At 42.2% G+C, this 16,107-nt stretch carries 15 protein-coding genes; 12 read left to right on the top strand and 3 right to left on the bottom strand.

Annotation, left to right across the window (positions count from 1 at the left end; all coding sequences use genetic code 11):
• Window position 1: 1 nt before the first annotated feature.
• From GKR71_RS17225 to tatC, 5 genes are all read left to right on the top strand, one after another.
• Window positions 2–655, top strand: a complete 654-nt coding sequence (locus GKR71_RS17225) for a ubiquinone biosynthesis accessory factor UbiJ (protein ID WP_036954948.1) — start codon at window positions 2–4, stop codon at window positions 653–655.
• The gene (gene ubiB / locus GKR71_RS17230; protein ID WP_036954945.1) at window positions 642–2,276 is read left to right on the top strand and encodes a ubiquinone biosynthesis regulatory protein kinase UbiB; all 1,635 of its coding nucleotides are present in this window, start codon (window positions 642–644) and stop codon (window positions 2,274–2,276) included. The genes GKR71_RS17225 and ubiB overlap by 14 nt, the downstream gene beginning before the upstream one ends.
• A 113-nt stretch (window positions 2,277–2,389) precedes the next feature.
• Complete coding sequence (gene tatA, locus GKR71_RS17235) at window positions 2,390–2,677, top strand: twin-arginine translocase TatA/TatE family subunit (protein WP_036954943.1); 288 nt, start codon at window positions 2,390–2,392, stop codon at window positions 2,675–2,677.
• A 3-nt stretch (window positions 2,678–2,680) separates the two neighbouring features.
• Entirely contained in the window at window positions 2,681–3,217 is a 537-nt protein-coding gene (gene tatB / locus GKR71_RS17240) for a Sec-independent protein translocase protein TatB (RefSeq protein WP_036954940.1), read from the top strand.
• 3 nt (window positions 3,218–3,220) lie between these two features.
• Window positions 3,221–3,982 (top strand): Sec-independent protein translocase subunit TatC, encoded by a 762-nt coding sequence (gene tatC, locus GKR71_RS17245; protein WP_036954937.1) that lies wholly within the window; start codon window positions 3,221–3,223, stop codon window positions 3,980–3,982.
• A gap of 90 nt (window positions 3,983–4,072) precedes the next feature.
• On the opposite strand, the gene rfaH is transcribed toward tatC, so the two are convergent.
• On the bottom strand, window positions 4,073–4,567 hold the full coding sequence (rfaH, locus tag GKR71_RS17250; RefSeq protein ID WP_036954935.1) for a transcription/translation regulatory transformer protein RfaH: 495 nt from the start codon (window positions 4,565–4,567) through the stop codon (window positions 4,073–4,075).
• Window positions 4,568–4,741: 174 nt separating this feature from the next.
• Here rfaH and pepE point away from each other — a divergent pair, with 174 nt between their 5' ends.
• The 3 genes from pepE to fre all read left to right on the top strand — a co-directional run bounded on the left by pepE (window position 4,742) and on the right by fre (window position 7,763).
• Window positions 4,742–5,467, top strand: a complete 726-nt coding sequence (gene pepE / locus GKR71_RS17255) for a dipeptidase PepE (protein WP_036954932.1) — start codon at window positions 4,742–4,744, stop codon at window positions 5,465–5,467.
• 111 nt (window positions 5,468–5,578) lie between these two features.
• On the top strand, window positions 5,579–7,051 hold the full coding sequence (ubiD, locus tag GKR71_RS17260; protein WP_006658346.1) for a 4-hydroxy-3-polyprenylbenzoate decarboxylase: 1,473 nt from the start codon (window positions 5,579–5,581) through the stop codon (window positions 7,049–7,051).
• 10 nt (window positions 7,052–7,061) lie between these two features.
• Window positions 7,062–7,763: an NAD(P)H-flavin reductase gene (gene fre, locus GKR71_RS17265; protein ID WP_036954929.1), complete on the top strand. Its 702-nt coding sequence runs from the start codon at window positions 7,062–7,064 to the stop codon at window positions 7,761–7,763.
• Window positions 7,764–8,035: 272 nt separating this feature from the next.
• On the opposite strand, the gene fadA is transcribed toward fre, so the two are convergent.
• Window positions 8,036–9,202 carry an acetyl-CoA C-acyltransferase FadA gene (gene fadA / locus GKR71_RS17270; protein ID WP_154599622.1) on the bottom strand — a complete coding sequence of 389 codons (1,167 nt, stop codon included), beginning with the start codon at window positions 9,200–9,202 and terminating at the stop codon, window positions 8,036–8,038.
• 4 nt (window positions 9,203–9,206) lie between these two features.
• Window positions 9,207–11,399 carry a fatty acid oxidation complex subunit alpha FadB gene (gene fadB / locus GKR71_RS17275; RefSeq protein ID WP_154609724.1) on the bottom strand — a complete coding sequence of 731 codons (2,193 nt, stop codon included), beginning with the start codon at window positions 11,397–11,399 and terminating at the stop codon, window positions 9,207–9,209.
• A gap of 258 nt (window positions 11,400–11,657) precedes the next feature.
• Between fadB and pepQ the strand changes: the two genes are divergently transcribed.
• The 4 genes from pepQ to hemG are packed head-to-tail and all read left to right on the top strand — an operon-like array spanning window position 11,658 to window position 15,658.
• Window positions 11,658–12,992 carry a Xaa-Pro dipeptidase gene (pepQ, locus tag GKR71_RS17280; RefSeq protein WP_154634633.1) on the top strand — a complete coding sequence of 445 codons (1,335 nt, stop codon included), beginning with the start codon at window positions 11,658–11,660 and terminating at the stop codon, window positions 12,990–12,992.
• Entirely contained in the window at window positions 12,992–13,618 is a 627-nt protein-coding gene (locus tag GKR71_RS17285) for an IMPACT family protein (protein ID WP_036954919.1), read from the top strand. The genes pepQ and GKR71_RS17285 overlap by 1 nt, the downstream gene beginning before the upstream one ends.
• Window positions 13,619–13,633: 15 nt before the next feature.
• Window positions 13,634–15,085 (top strand): Trk system potassium transporter TrkH, encoded by a 1,452-nt coding sequence (trkH, locus tag GKR71_RS17290; RefSeq protein ID WP_036954916.1) that lies wholly within the window; start codon window positions 13,634–13,636, stop codon window positions 15,083–15,085.
• Between the two features lie 48 nt (window positions 15,086–15,133).
• Window positions 15,134–15,658: a menaquinone-dependent protoporphyrinogen IX dehydrogenase gene (hemG, locus tag GKR71_RS17295; RefSeq protein WP_036954913.1), complete on the top strand. Its 525-nt coding sequence runs from the start codon at window positions 15,134–15,136 to the stop codon at window positions 15,656–15,658.
• Window positions 15,659–16,107 lie beyond the last annotated feature (449 nt).

A 16,107-nucleotide genomic window follows, 5' to 3' on the forward strand; every position in this document is an offset into this window, starting at 1 on the left:
GATGGAAGCACCATCAGCGCATATTGAAAATCCTAATACTGTTTTATATTCCTTGATGACGGCATTAATGGAAACCTCCTTGAACCATATGTTGTTCAAGGAAAAAGTCCTGCAACCTGCAAGAATGCGTTTAGCAGGTAAAGTGATGGGGATTGAGCTTAAAGAGCTGAATAAAACTCTGACACTTATTTTTGCTGAAAATCATGTAGATGTATTAAGTGAATGGCAGGAACCTGCAGATTGCACTATCAAAACGTCACTGTTTACGTTGATTAAGTTGAAAGATAAGCAGCAGCTTTCACAACTTATCAATAATGGCGACATTGTGATTGAAGGCGATATGCAAATTGTTCAACACTGGTCTTCATTACTGGATTTAGCTATCTGGAACCCAGCTCATTATTTATCGCCTTATATTGGTGATATTGCGGCAGAAGGCATCAGTAAAGTGTTGGGTAAAGGAGCTTGCCTCGCTTCTCGATTAGTTAGTCGTCAAAAAACATACGTTAAAGACATTATTCTAGAAGAGTGGAAAATGGCACCAAGTCAGCTGGAATTAGTGCACTTTAGCGATGAAGTTGAGCAGGTTTCAAATTCAATGAGTCAGTTAGAACAACGACTCAATCAGTTGGAGGAGAAGAATGACTCCCGGTGAAATAAAACGTCTTTACTTCATTATTCGGGTATTTCTCTCTTATGGACTAGATGAGCTGATCCCTAAAATTAAGCTGACATTGCCTTTAAGAATCGGGCGGTTAGGTTTTTTCTGGATCAAAAATAAACACAAAGATAAAGATCTTGGTGAACGGTTACGTTTAGCATTGCAAGAATTAGGACCGGTTTGGATAAAATTTGGTCAAATGCTTTCGACCCGCCGAGATTTATTCCCTCCTGCAATTGCTGATCAATTGTCATTGTTACAAGACAAAGTGGCGAGTTTCGATGGTAAATTAGCCCGTCGTTATATTGAAGAGTCACTCGGTGGTCCATTAGAGCAGTGGTTTGATAACTTTGATGAGCAGGCTCTTGCCTCTGCATCGATCGCCCAAGTTCATACTGCAACATTGAAAGAAAATGGCAAAGATGTTGTTTTGAAAGTTATTCGCCCTGATATTTTGCCTGTCATCAAAGCGGACATTAAGCTGATGTACCGTATTGCCAATTGGGTTCCTCTTCTTCCTGATGGACGACGTTTACGTCCTAAAGAAGTTGTGCGCGAGTACGAGAAAACCTTGATTGATGAGCTAAATCTTCTTCGCGAATCTGCTAACGCTATCCAGTTACGACGCAACTTTGAAAACAGCTCTATGCTGTATATCCCAGAAGTTTACCCTGATTATTGCCGTGAAAACGTGATGGTCATGGAGCGTATCTACGGTATTCCTGTTTCGGATATTGAGGCATTAGAAGCGCAAGGTACGAACATGAAATTGCTGGCAGAGCGGGGCGTAAAAGTCTTCTTTACTCAAGTATTTCGTGACAGTTTCTTCCACGCAGATATGCACCCGGGCAACATTTTTGTTAGTTACGATCATCCAGAAGATCCGCTCTACATTGGTATTGATTGTGGGATCGTGGGTTCGCTTAACAAAGAAGATAAGCGCTATTTAGCTGAAAACTTTATTGCCTTCTTTAATCGTGACTATCGTAAAGTCGCTGAATTGCATGTGGATTCTGGTTGGGTTCCGCCAGATACTAATGTTGAAGATTTTGAGTTTGCTATTCGCACCGTTTGTGAGCCTATCTTTGAAAAGCCATTAGCTGAGATTTCATTTGGGCATGTGTTATTGAATCTGTTCAATACCGCTCGTCGATTTAATATGGAAGTTCAGCCGCAATTGGTGTTATTGCAGAAAACCTTATTGTACGTTGAAGGTCTTGGTCGTCAGTTATACCCGCAGTTGGATTTATGGAAAACAGCAAAACCATTCTTAGAGGATTGGATCCATAGCCAAGTGGGTATTCCGGCTATTACCAAAGCGTTAAAGGAAAAAGCGCCATATTGGGCAGAGAAAATGCCAGAAATCCCTGATTTGATCTATGGGGCATTAAAGCAGCACCGTTTCTTGCAGTCCAATATTGAACAGCTTACACAAGAGTTAAAGCACCAACGCACTAAACAACGTAAATCACAGTACCTATTAGGAATTGGGGCGACCTTTATTCTTTGTGGTAGCTTATTCTTTATTTCTGACTTAACCCGAATTGCAGCAGCATTTATGGCTGTAGGTGCATTGTCGTGGCTTGTAGGTTGGTGTAAAGGAGAGGATAATTAAGTAGACTTTGTTTTGCGACAAGTTTATAAGGCTGTGATCATTTCCGTATTTAGCGTTGGTTGTATATAATAGAGTTAGTTACAATTGATCCCAAAACTATAGAGGTATTAACAATGGAATCAACTTTTGCAATGGCTGCTTTCGGTAGTCCTTGGCAATTAATTATCATTGCTTTGCTTATCATTTTAATTTTCGGCACCAAGAAATTACGTTCTTTAGGTTCTGATCTGGGCGAATCACTTAAGGGCTTCAAAAAAGCAATGAGCGATGATGAAGCTGCAAAAGCGAAAGCAGAGCAAGAGAAGCAAGATGCTGATTTTGCACCGAAAAACATCACTGAACAACAGGCTCCTGAGAAAAAAGACAGCCCAGTTGAGAGCAAAAATAAAGAGCAGGGATAAACCGTGTTTGACATAGGTTTTAGTGAACTACTGCTAGTTGCGATCATCGGTCTTGTGGTATTAGGCCCCCAACGTCTACCAGTGGCAGTGAGAACTGTTGCTGGTTGGATTCGTGCTATGCGCTCTATGGCTGCTAATGTCCAGAATGAGCTATCACAAGAACTGAAATTGCAAGAACTGCAAGAGACTCTTAAAAAAGTTGAAGAGAAGGCGGGTTTGGAAACTCTTTCTCCGGAACTTAAAAAGTCGATGGATGACCTGCGTCATGCTGCTTTGTCTTTACAAAGCGGTTATCAGGCAACAACCAATGATGTCCAATCTGAGTTGAACAAAGCAAAAGAGATCACAGAAAACTACGATGCTGCGGTAAAGGAATCCCATGCTAGTTCTTCGCAAACTCAAGAGTCAGATCCTGACCCTGAGTATGCTGCTAAGATGGCTGCCGTTGTTGAAGAAAAACCTGCTTCAGCAACACCAACAGACTCTAAGCCACTCGATGCTAAAGTAACAAACTCCAATCAAACAGAAAGTGAAAAATAACACATGGCTGTCAATGATGCTCAACCACTTATTAGCCACCTGATTGAACTAAGAAAGCGGCTACTAAACTGTTTGATTACGGTATTAATCGTCTTTGCGGCGCTCGCTTATTTTTCAAATGATATTTATCGCCTTGTTGCTGCGCCTTTGATTGATAAGCTGCCTGTTGGTTCTCAAATGAGTGCGACAGACGTAGCATCGACGTTTTTTACTCCGATTAAACTAACCATGATGGTATCTGTATTTGTTTCGATACCCGTCATTTTGTACCAGGTCTGGGCATTTATCGCGCCTGCGCTGTATAAGCATGAACGTCGATTAATGCTGCCGTTACTGGTATCAAGTAGCTTCCTATTTTATTTAGGAATGGCTTTTGCTTACTTTGTGGTATTCCCGTTAGCTTTTGGTTTTTTTGTAAAAACAACACCAGAAAGTGTTAACTTTATACCTGATATCAGCAAATACCTCAGTTTTGTCATGACATTGTTCATGGCATTCGGGGCTGCGTTTGAAGTACCAATTGCGATTATTTTACTATGCTGGACTGGCGTAACGACTCCAGAATCACTTAGACGTAAACGTCCATATATCTTAGTGGGTGCGTTTATTGTCGGGATGTTCCTGACTCCGCCAGATGTTTTATCACAAACTCTACTTGCAGTACCGATGTATTTGCTGTTTGAGCTTGGGGTATTACTGTCTAATTTCTATGTTGGCAAAGGTCGACGTAGAGGTGATGACGAAGAAGAAGAGCCTGAAGAATAATCACGGTGACAACATTATTGTGAAATAAAAAGCCCATTCAATCGATGGGCTTTTTTTATGCCAGTTTGAAGCAAACATATCGTGAAAAACTTATTCAGACTCTTTTCTAAATTGCGTATTATCAATGACTTTTGCGACAGTGGTATTTAAGATGTTAAGCAAGAGGATTGAGCGCGACTCACCATTTGGTTCATTGAAGATGGCCTTAACGCCGGCAAAAATACCTTCAGTAATGACAACACTATCTCCCTGAGAGGGGAGATCCGGTGATTGAGTATGGCTGACGGGCGTTTGTTGTATGAGTTCAATTATCTCTTCAGGAACTTCAGCCGGTAATGCGCCAAAGCGAATAAAGTGGCTGACACCGCGTGTAGATTGGATGGTGGTTGTATGAATTTGCTCATGGTCGAATTTCACAAACAGGTAATTGGGGAATAACGCTTCAGTAATAACTGTGCGCTTGCCTCGAACGACTTTCTCCATTTCAGTCATTGGAGTCATACAAGTCACATGCTGTCGAGTTAAGTGCTCAACCGCTCTATCCAGTTGCCCTCGTTTGCAATACAGCAAATACCATTTTTCCATTTTTTGATCCCATCCAACAAATTTATGCTCATGATAACAAATTAAGGCATAAGAATGTGACTAATGATGAGTTGCACAATATTATTCATCTACACAAGTATAGATTAATTCGATAGTTACGAAATTAGATACACAATAAACATAGCAGTTAATACACTTTTTGTAGGAGACACCATGGATATCTTTTTACTGAGTAATGGCAAACTTTCCGGCAACCCTGTATGGCTAAGTTACGCATTACCAAGAATTAGCGAAATGATTGAACGTAAACAGATTAAGTCAGCAGTATTAGTGCCTTATGCTGTTTTACGTGGTTCTCACGATGAGCGTGCAGAGCAGTTAAGCGATGCTTTAGGCATTAAGGTAACTTCGATTGAACATTTTGAAAGCCCAGTCGAAGCCATCGAACAAGCAGAATGTATTCTTGTGAGTGGCGGTAATACATGGTGGTTAAACAAATGCTTGCATGAGAATGGCTTAATTGTTGCTATCCAACGTGCAGTACGTGAACGCGGTGTACCTTACATTGGTTGGAGTGCGGGTTGTAACGTGGCGACCCCAAGTATTCGTACAACGAATGATATGCCTGTGAGCAATGCGGTTATCATGCCGTCTTTAGGGCTGTTTCCAATGCAAATTAACCCACATTATATCGATGCGCATATTTCTGGGCATATGGGTGAAACACGAGATGAGCGCTTACAAGAATTCTGTGTTATTAACCCTCATGAAGTTGTTGTCGCGTTACGCGAAGGTAGCGGATTACAGATCAAAGGAAATGAATTAAGCTACTTCAGTGGTAAAAATGAAGGTTTCAAGCTGTTTCAGCACAACAAAACATTCCCTGAGCAATTTGATACCGTATCATTAAAGGATTATGTTCCGTTTGATTGCAAGTAAAGTGATATACTTAATCTGAAGATATTGATTATTAAGTATGTTTAACAGCAACTTGTAACCTTGGCTGGGAACCTTATAATGAGGTTCCCCCTGTAATAGTAAAAGAAGATAATGAAATACCGTGACCTTAGAGATTTCATCGCGCAGCTTGAAAAGCAAGGCGAACTAAAACGCATTACGATGGAAGTCGACCCTTATTTGGAAATGACTGAAATCGCAGATCGTACACTAAGAGCAGGGGGACCAGCCTTACTATTCGAAAACCCTAAAGGCTATAATATGCCCGTTCTGTGTAACTTGTTTGGTACAACCAAGCGCGTTGCTATGGGAATGGGGCAAGAAGATATTAAAGCCTTACATGATGTGGGTAAGTTGCTCGCTTTCTTGAAAGAACCGGATCCTCCTAAGGGTTTTCGTGACTTAATGGACAAGTTGCCGAAATTCAAACAAGTGCTGAATATGCCAGCTAAACGCTTAAGCTCAGCGCCTTGTCAGGAAGAAATTTGGGCAGGTGATGATGTTGATCTGACTAAGATCCCCGTTATGCATTGCTGGCCGGAAGATGCTGCGCCACTGATTACTTGGGGTTTAACGGTCACTAAAGGTCCCCATAAAGAACGCCAAAATTTAGGTATCTATCGCCAGCAAGTCCTTGGCAAAAATAAAGTTATTATGCGTTGGTTATCTCATCGTGGTGGTGCGCTGGATTTCCAGGAGTGGTGTCAGGCACATCCAGGTGAACGATTCCCAGTCGCTGTGGCGCTAGGTGCTGACCCCGCAACGATTTTAGGCGCAGTGACACCAGTTCCTGATACGCTATCTGAATATGCTTTTGCTGGGTTACTCCGAGGCAATAAAACGGAAGTCGTAAAGTGTATTTCTAACGACTTAGAGGTTCCTGCAGGGGCGGAAATTATCCTTGAAGGATATATTGAACCGGGCGAAATGGCACCAGAAGGCCCTTACGGTGACCACACTGGTTATTATAACGAGATTGATGACTTCCCAGTATTTACTGTGACTCATGTGACTCAACGTCGCGATGCGATTTATCACTCTACCTATACAGGCCGTCCACCAGATGAACCTGCAGTATTAGGGGAAGCGCTGAACGAAGTTTTAGTGCCTATTTTGCAAAAGCAGTTCCCTGAAATTGTGGATTTCTATTTGCCACCAGAAGGTTGTTCCTATCGTCTGGCGGTTGTTACCATGAAAAAACAGTATGCAGGACACGCAAAAAGAGTAATGATGGGCGTCTGGTCTTACCTGCGCCAATTTATGTATACGAAGTTCGTGATTGTTTGTGATGATGATATCAATGCTCGTGATTGGAAAGATGTTATTTGGGCCATCACAACACGTATGGATCCTGCTCGTGATACTGTCATGATGGAAAACACGCCGATTGATTATCTCGATTTTGCATCACCGATTTCTGGGCTTGGTTCCAAAATGGGAATGGATGCGACCAATAAATGGCCGGGAGAAACCAACCGTGAATGGGGACGCCCTATTGTCATGACGCAGAGTGTCAAATCCCGCGTAGATGATATCTGGGAACAGTTAAATATTATTGAAAAGTAAGAGGAAAATCATGGCAACTTTGAGCTGTAAAGTCACATCTGTTGAATCTATCACGGATACAGTTTATCGGGTTATTTTGTTGCCAGACGGACCTTTTCATTTTAAAGCGGGTCAATATCTTATGGTCGTTATGGATGAAAGAGACAAACGACCATTCTCTATGGCTTCTACTCCCGAAAATAATCAATCTATCGAACTGCATATTGGCGCGTCGGAATTTAATTTATACGCTATGGCGGTGATGGATCGCATTTTAGAACAGCAACGTATTGATATTGATATTCCTCACGGTAAAGCGTGGTTCCGCGAAAATAGCCAAAACCCGATGATCTTGATCGCAGGCGGTACCGGCTTCTCTTATACCCATTCTATTCTATTGGCTGCTTTGGCTGAAAACCCTCAACGGGATATTACTTTCTATTGGGGCGGTCGCCAGTTAGAGCATTTGTATGACCTCGGTGAATTGCAGGCTATTAGTGAGCGTTATCCTAATCTGAAAGTGGTTCCTGTTGTCGAGCAACCGGATGAAAATTGGCGTGGAAGAACAGGAACTGTTTTGAGTACCGTGCTAGAAGATTTCGGTGACTTATCTGGGCATGATATTTATATTGCGGGTCGTTTTGAGATGGCGAAGATTGCGCGGGATAGGTTTTGTAATGAGAGGGGGGCAAAGTCCACCCAGTTGTTCGGCGATGCCTTCGACTTTTTGTGATTTGAGTATCCCCGTCATATTTCAAGCCACAGGGGTGTTAGCTTCATAAAGCTACCCTATCACATACTCCAGTATGCTCAAGGGATAGCTTTACTTGCCGCCTACCTGTGACCTGAACTATTTAGGGGATGGACTGAGTTGTATTCAATATTCTGGTTGATTGGTTGATTGGTTGATTGATTGATTTCACTGAGCTGGTTCGTGGATAAAAAAATCCCGCCCCTGACTAGGCGGGAACATTGCAAGATACGACAATGTAACGGCAAAATGAATTAGACTCTTTCGATAATTGTGGCGATGCCTTGCCCAAATCCAATACACATTGTAGCTAAACCAAACTGCTTATCATGTTGTTCTAACTGATTAAGTAACGCAGTTGTGATCCTTGCGCCAGAGCAACCGAGAGGGTGCCCTAAAGCGATTGCTCCACCACTTAAATTCACTTTCTGATCCACTTGGCTTTCTGAAATTTGCAGCCCTTTTAGGCAAGCAATAGACTGAGCCGCGAAAGCTTCATTAAGTTCAATAATATCAATATCATTCAACGTCAGCCCCGCACGCTTTAATGCTAATTCAGTGGCAGGAACTGGCCCAAAACCCATGATTGAAGGATCGCAACCAACCACGGCCATGGCGCGAATTTTTGCACGAGGTTTCAATCCATGCAGTTTGGCATAAGACGCACTGGCAAGTAGCATGGCTGAAGCACCATCGGACAGTGCTGACGAATTACCTGCGGTCACGGTACCACTGACAGGGTCGAAAGCGGGTCTTAATGCAGCAAGTCCTTCCAAATTGGCATCAAAACGGATGACTTCGTCATAGTTGATTGAAATAAGATTGCCATCAGCGTCATGTCCTGAAATCGGAACGATTTCACGGCTAAATTTACCATTCTTAGTTGCCGCTGCCGCGCGTTGGTGAGATCTCAATGCAAAGGCATCTTGTTCTTCGCGACTGATTTTATACATTTTGGCGAGCATTTCGGCAGTTAAACCCATGGCTCCAGAGGCTTTTGCTACGCGTAATGTGAGCTTTGGATTGAAATCAATACCGTGAGTCATTGGAACATGACCCATATGCTCAACACCTCCAATCAAAACGGAATGTGCATCTCCAGTCATAATGAAACGGCTTGCGTCATGAATGGCTTGCATCGAAGAACCACATAGGCGATTGACCGTGACCGCAGGAACTGTATGAGGAATATCAGTCAATAAAGCGGCATTTTTTGCGATGTTAAAACCTTGCTCTAAGGTTTGCTGAACACATCCCCAAATAATGTCATCCAACTCTTTCTTTTTCGCATTGGGATTGCGTTCAAAAATTGCATTCATCAGGTGTGCAGAGAGGTCTTCTGCTCTTACATGACGAAATACACCGCCTTTGGAACGGCCCATTGGTGTGCGTATACCATCAATAATGAAGACATTTTCCATAGGATTAACCTCTCGCAACTTTTTTAACATCAATAGCCACAACCGGTGGCTGCGGATAGTATCTGGCGTTAGTGGCCGCTTTTTCTTTCAATCCATTTGGAACTTGATAAAGCGGGCTTAAATGGGAGTAGGACTCCGCAGTTTTGACATAAGACTGGCTACCGAGTGTATCAAGATAGCAGAAAACACCTCCGCGGAATGGCGGGAAACCAAGTCCATAAACTAGCGCAATATCGGCATCTGAAGGGCTTTGTATAATGCCTTCTTCAAGGCAGCGAACCACTTCGTTCACCATTGGCGCCATCATTCGAGCAATAATTTCATCTTTAGTAAATGAACGCTTACTTTGGCGAATCGAACTTAATAATTCATCGGTTTTTGGGTCATCAATTTTCTTTGGTTTTCCTTTTTTATCTTTTTCATATTGATAAAAGCCTTTGCCATTTTTCTGACCAAAACGTTGTTGTTCAAACATAATATCGATGGCGTTCTTACCGACTTTTTGCATTCTTTGCGGAAATCCTTGAGCCATGACTTGCTCTGCATGAAATGCGGTATCAATCCCGACAACATCAAGTAGATAAGCCGGCCCCATTGGCCAACCAAATTCTTTTTCCATGACTTTATCGATTTCTCTAAAATCGGCGCCATCTTGAAGTAATAAGTTAAACCCAGCGAAATAAGGGAAAAGAACGCGGTTAACGAAAAAGCCAGGGCAGTCATTTACAACAATAGGGGTTTTTCCCATTTTATTCGCATAAGCAACCACTTTAGCGATGGTGGCATCACTGGTTTTTTCACCTCGAATAATTTCGACCAAAGGCATGCGATGAACAGGATTGAAAAAATGCATACCACAGAAGTTTTCTGGGCGTTTAAGAGAGTTCGCTAGTTCAGTGATTGGAATAGTTGAAGTATTTGAAGCCAGTATAGTCTCTGATGTGATTAGTGATTCCACTTCGGATAACACGGCGGCTTTTATTTTAGGGTTTTCAACGACAGCTTCAACGATCACCTGAGAATTATCAATGCCAGCATAAGATAAAGACGGATGGATAGAGGCTAAGGTTGTTGCCATATTATCTGCAGTGATTTTTCCTCGTTCAAATTGACCATTAAGCAGCTTTCTAGCTTCATCAATACCTAAATCTAAGGATTTCTCATTGATATCCTTCATCAGAACGGGAACACCCTTGCTCGCAGATTGATAAGCAATACCTCCACCCATAATGCCTGCACCCAGTACAGCTGCGTGTGCCGGTGCAGTAGAGGAACCTGCGATTTTTTTACTGGTCGATTTAACCTGTTGGTCATTCAGAAAAACGCTAACTAATGCACGAGCAACATCACTATGAGCCAGCGGGACGAAAGCAGCAGTTTCATGTTTCAGAGCTTCATCTCGAGTGCAGTTTGCAGCTTTCTCGATAGTATTGACTGCACTCATTGGTGCTGGATAGTGTTTTCCAGCAACTTGATAGACCATACCTTTAGCAACGTTAAAGCTCATTGCTTGCTCTAGTGCGCTAAGTTTTAGCGGCTCAAGTTTTGGCTGCCGTGCTTGACGCCAATTTAATACGCCAGAAATAGCTTGTTCGATGATGTGCAAGGCTGCCTGCGGTAATTTTTCAGTTTCGACAATCGCATCCACTAAACCGAGTTTCAATGCTTGAGATCCACTAACATCTTTACCCGCAGTGATAATTTCCAGAGCGCTATCAAGACCAATAAGTCGAGGCAAACGGACTGATCCGCCAAAGCCAGGCATAATTCCTAACTTTGTTTCAGGTAAGCCAATTCTGGCATCGGGTGACGCAATTCTAAAATCGGTAGCGAGTACACACTCACATCCACCGCCTAGGGCATAACCATTAATTGCGCTAATAGTTGGAACAGGGAGATCTTCAAGGCGATTAAATATACTATTCGCGTAACCAAGCCAGTCACTGAGGGTTTCTTTGGATGCTTCGAATAGAGATAAAAATTCTTTAATATCTGCGCCAACAATAAAAGCGGGTTTATCTGAGCGCAAAATAACGCCTTGTAAATCGCTTTGTTGTTCGAGTACTGCAACTGCTTCATCAAGTGAAGCGACGGTATGAGTATCCAATTTATTGATTGGTCCTGATGAGTTAAACACCAGTTCTGCAATACCTTTTTTCAACCATTGAATAGAGATTGTCTCACTTTGATAAAGCATGCTTTTCTCCTTTATGTGGCGGTCTTATCTGGTATGACCAGATGAAAATCAGTGTGACGATAATGTTAATTAAATGCAAATGATTAATAACAAAACTGGAAGGCGGCTCACAGGAATTAAGGTAAATAACACAAGGTGAAAATGATATTTCTATTAATAATCAATGTATTAATCTTATCTTGTCATTGAGTGCATACACGTTATTAGCAGAACGTGATAAGCTTGATTTTTCTAACTAATACTGAAAGGTTGAACGAAATGGAAAAACTGGCTGGACTCTACGCAGAACATATTAAAACGCTACAAAAAACGACTCAGCAAGTTTTGCAACGCAGTAAATTAGATGCCATCTTGATTCATTCAGGAGAGCCAATTCGCATTTTCCTCGATGATAGTGACTACCCATTTAAAGTGAATCCACATTTCAAAGCATGGGTTCCAGTGACGGACGTCCCGCATTCTTGGTTATTAGTCGATGGAGTGAATAAACCGAAGTTATGGTTTTACTCACCAGTTGATTATTGGCATAGCGTTGAACCTTTACCAACTAGCTTCTGGACGAAAGAAGTTGAGCTTATTCATCTGAAAAATGCGGATGAAATTAAAGGCTTTTTAGCGAATTTACCGAAAGAGCATCTAGCTTATATCGGCTCCTCTGCAAACAAAGCCGAATCTTTAGGTATTTCGACACACAATATCAACCCAAAACCTGTACTCGATTATTATCACTATCACCGTTCATATAAGACAGACTATGAGCTGTACTGCATGCGCGAAGCCCAAAAAATGGCGGTGAATGGTCACTTATCAGCTTTCGAAGCTTTTCAAGCTGGGGCAAGTGAGTTTGATATTAATATTAGCTATTTAGAAGCGACAGGGCATCGTGATACGAATGTGCCTTACGGTAACATTGTAGCTTTAAATGAAAATGCAGCCGTGCTTCACTACACTAAATTACAGCAAACGGTTCCGAGTGAATTACGTAGCTTCTTGATTGATGCTGGTGCTGAGTATAACGGTTATGCCGCTGATATTACTCGTACTTATGCCGCTAAGAACAAAAGCGAATTTGCAGAATTAGTTGCAGATTTGAATACAGAACAACTCGCTTTGATCGCTTCAATTAAAGCTGGCGTGCGTTATACCGATTACCATGTAGATATGCATCACCGTATTGCGAAATTACTTACTAAGCATGGAATTGTGAAAGGGATTAGCGAAGATGCTATGGTTGAAAATGGTTTAACAACACCATTTTTACCACACGGATTAGGTCATCCATTAGGTTTGCAAGTTCATGATGTAGCAGGTTTTATGCAGGATGAAGATGGTACTCATTTAGCAGCGCCGAAAATGTATCCATTCTTACGCTGTACTCGTATTTTGGAACCAAGAATGGTGTTAACTATCGAACCGGGTCTTTACTTTATTGAGTCCTTGCTTTCTGCCTGGCGTACAGGGGAGTTCAGTCAGCACTTTAATTGGGATAAAATCGAGCACTTCAAACCTTACGGTGGTATTCGAATTGAAGATAATATCGTTATCCATCATAACCATATTGAAAATATGACTCGAGATTTGCATTTACCGTAATGAAAGCGTACTCAATTCCGGCAGAAACGATCTCTTTTTCGGAAGAGATCAAAAAAAGCCGTTTTATTACTTATATCGCTCATACGGAGGGTATTGACGCTGCGAAAGATTATATTCAATCGATTAAAGCGCAATACCCCGATGCCCGGCACCATTGCTGGGCATTTGTTGCGGGGCGACCTGATGATTCCCAGCAATTAGGTTTTTCCGATGATGGAGAGCCTACGGGAACGGCAGGTAAACCCATTATGGCGCAGCTATTAGGTAGCAACTTAGGTGAGATCACTTGCGTTGTTGTGCGTTATTTTGGTGGAATAAAGCTAGGTACGGGTGGGTTAGTCCGTGCTTATGGCAGTGGGGTTCAGCAGGCGCTGAAGTTGCTCCCAACACAAACTAAAGTCCCTCAAAAAATCTTCAATGTGGTATGTGATTACTCACTTATCAATGGAGTTGAGCAATTATTAGCTCAGGTAAATGGTACTATATTGCTCAGTGATTATAATGAGTCTGTATCTTTGCAAATTTCTATTCCTGCTACTTGTGAGCAGGAGGTCAATGATAAATTACGTGATATCAGTCGTGGGGAAGTTACTCTCTTAGAACCGTCACAAGAGCAAACAGCATAGCAAGGAACCGGCCGAATGCATTTTCGCGCAATAACTCGTATTGTCGGGTTACTCGTCATTATCTTCTCTTTTACTATGGTCATACCTGGTATTGTCGCACTGATATATCGCGATGGTGCGGGACGAGCATTCAGTCAAACTTTTATAACGGCGTTGCTGATAGGGCTTTTTTTATGGCTGCCTACGCGAAATAGTCGACATGAATTAAAAGCAAAAGAAGGTTTTTTAATTGTTGTTCTGTTTTGGACGGTGCTAGGGAGTGTCGGGGCACTGCCGTTTATCTTCTCTGAAAAACCCAATTTATCTGTTACAGATGCCTTCTTTGAGTCCTTTTCTGGGCTAACAACCACCGGTGCAACAACTCTGACGGGATTAGACTCTCTTCCGAAAGCGATCTTATTCTATCGGCAGATGCTGCAATGGCTTGGAGGGATGGGGATCATTGTACTCGCCGTCGCGATTTTGCCTCTCTTAGGTGTCGGGGGAATGCAGCTCTATCGTGCAGAGATGCCGGGGCCATTAAAAGATAACAAAATGCGTCCGCGAATTGCGGAAACGGCAAAAACCCTTTGGCTTATTTATGTGTTGCTAACTATCGCGTGTGCGATTGCATTATGGATCGCCGGTATGGATGTGTTCGATGCGATATCACACAGTTTTTCAACCATCGCGATCGGTGGGTTTTCTACTCATGATGCCAGCATAGGCTACTTTAATAGTCCTTCCATTAATACCATTATTGGCGTGTTTCTAATTATCTCGGGTTGTAACTTTGGCTTGCACTTTGCGGTTTTAACGGGAAGAAGCCTCGGAATTTATTGGCGCGACCCTGAATTTAGAATGTTCATCAGTTTCCAGTTTGTTCTAGTCGTGATCTGTACCGCGGTGCTGATGTATCACTCCGTATATGCTGGCTTTGGGCAAACGTTGGATCAAGCCTTTTTCCAAGTGGTCTCGATGGCGACTACTGCGGGTTTCACCACTGACAGTTTTTCTGGCTGGCCGCTGTTCTTGCCAATGCTTCTACTATGTGCGGCGTTTGTCGGTGGTTGTGCAGGGTCAACGGGTGGGGGATTAAAAGTGATTCGTATCCTTTTACTGTTCCTGCAAGGTTCCCGAGAGTTAAAACGATTAGTGCATCCTAATGCGGTCTATACCATTAAATTAGGACAACGGGCGCTGCCAGAAAGGATCATTGAAGCTGTCTGGGGATTCTTCTCTGCTTATGCTTTAGTTTTCGTGGTTAGCTTGCTGCTTTTAATCGCCACTGGGGTGGATGAGTTTTCTGCATTCTCAGCGATTGCGACAACGTTGAATAACTTAGGCCCTGGCTTAGGTACTGTTGCTGATAACTTCACGACAATGAATCCTGCAGGTAAATGGATTTTAGTTGTCACGATGCTGTTTGGTCGTTTGGAAGTGTTTACTTTATTAGTATTACTGACCCCTACTTTCTGGCGTGAGTAATATAGCTGCGCCGCTAACGTATATAGATAGTAACGATTAGGAATAAAAATGAGTTATCTACTTTTGCACTCAAGCACCGATGGGCAAACCAAAAAAATCATACTTAAAATGGCAGATCAATTACGTCGCGCTGGGCGTGAGTGTGATATTCGTGATTTGAATTCAGATAAAAGCTTTAACTTATTTGCTTACGAAAAGGTGCTAGTGGGAGCTTCTATTCGTTATGGACATTTCAATAAGCAGTTAGTACGTTTTGCCACAACCCATCAGACTCAGCTTAATTCGATGAAAACGGGGTTCTTTGCCGTTAACCTTACAGCAAGAAAAGAAGGCAAGAATACCGTTGAGACGAATGCCTATACTCGTAAGTTCTTAGAGAAGTGTCCATGGCAGCCTACCGTGAAGTCTGTTTTTGCAGGCGCGCTGTTTTACCCTCGCTATAAATGGTTTGATAGAGTGATGATCCGGCTCATTATGAAAATGACAGACGGACCAACCGACCCAAATACAGAAATTGAATATACCAATTGGGATAATGTTGCGGCTTTCGCAACTGAATTTGATAATCTCTAGCTCGATATTTAAACGAATCGTGGTTGTTTTGCACGATTTGTTTAAAAAGGAAACGGTTGAATAAAAATATTCAAAAAACACTTGCGAGATTTTTCGAGCTCCCTATAATGCGCATCCGTTGTCACGACAAACCGGCTCGAAGAAAACCTCGAAGCCCCGTGATAACAGAGGTGAAGAAAGAAAATAGTTGAAAATAATCGCTTGACTTTCTAAATAAAAAACGTAGTATACGACACCTCGCGACAACGACCTAAAGTCGATAATCAAAAGATTAAGTCGCACCGCTCTTTAACAATTTATCAGACAATCTGTGTGGGCACTCACAGGACACTATCAAAAAAATATTTGATTTTAAGTCTTGAAGAGTGACTAACACGTTAATTCATATATATGAACTAATAGGTAATTTGGTTTCTTCGGAAATCAAACGACAGTAACATTCTTTGAGC

Origin of the sequence: Providencia sp. wls1922 (assembly GCF_009706505.1) — a bacterium.
GTDB classification, from domain to species: Bacteria; Pseudomonadota; Gammaproteobacteria; order Enterobacterales; family Enterobacteriaceae; genus Providencia; species Providencia lanzhouensis.

Excerpts from the sequence above, each read along its gene's own strand:
- GKR71_RS17225 (WP_036954948.1), top strand. The coding sequence starts at position 2 with ATGGAAGCACCATCAGCGCATATTGAAAATCCTAATACTGTTTTATAT.
- ubiB (WP_036954945.1), top strand. The coding sequence starts at position 642 with ATGACTCCCGGTGAAATAAAACGTCTTTACTTCATTATTCGGGTATTT.
- tatA (WP_036954943.1), top strand. The coding sequence starts at position 2,390 with ATGGAATCAACTTTTGCAATGGCTGCTTTCGGTAGTCCTTGGCAATTA.
- tatC (WP_036954937.1), top strand. The coding sequence starts at position 3,221 with ATGGCTGTCAATGATGCTCAACCACTTATTAGCCACCTGATTGAACTA.
- rfaH (WP_036954935.1), bottom strand. The coding sequence starts at position 4,567 with ATGGAAAAATGGTATTTGCTGTATTGCAAACGAGGGCAACTGGATAGA.
- pepE (WP_036954932.1), top strand. The coding sequence starts at position 4,742 with ATGGATATCTTTTTACTGAGTAATGGCAAACTTTCCGGCAACCCTGTA.
- ubiD (WP_006658346.1), top strand. The coding sequence starts at position 5,579 with ATGAAATACCGTGACCTTAGAGATTTCATCGCGCAGCTTGAAAAGCAA.
- fre (WP_036954929.1), top strand. The coding sequence starts at position 7,062 with ATGGCAACTTTGAGCTGTAAAGTCACATCTGTTGAATCTATCACGGAT.
- fadA (WP_154599622.1), bottom strand. The coding sequence starts at position 9,202 with ATGGAAAATGTCTTCATTATTGATGGTATACGCACACCAATGGGCCGT.
- fadB (WP_154609724.1), bottom strand. The coding sequence starts at position 11,399 with ATGCTTTATCAAAGTGAGACAATCTCTATTCAATGGTTGAAAAAAGGT.
- pepQ (WP_154634633.1), top strand. The coding sequence starts at position 11,658 with ATGGAAAAACTGGCTGGACTCTACGCAGAACATATTAAAACGCTACAA.
- GKR71_RS17285 (WP_036954919.1), top strand. The coding sequence starts at position 12,992 with ATGAAAGCGTACTCAATTCCGGCAGAAACGATCTCTTTTTCGGAAGAG.
- trkH (WP_036954916.1), top strand. The coding sequence starts at position 13,634 with ATGCATTTTCGCGCAATAACTCGTATTGTCGGGTTACTCGTCATTATC.
- hemG (WP_036954913.1), top strand. The coding sequence starts at position 15,134 with ATGAGTTATCTACTTTTGCACTCAAGCACCGATGGGCAAACCAAAAAA.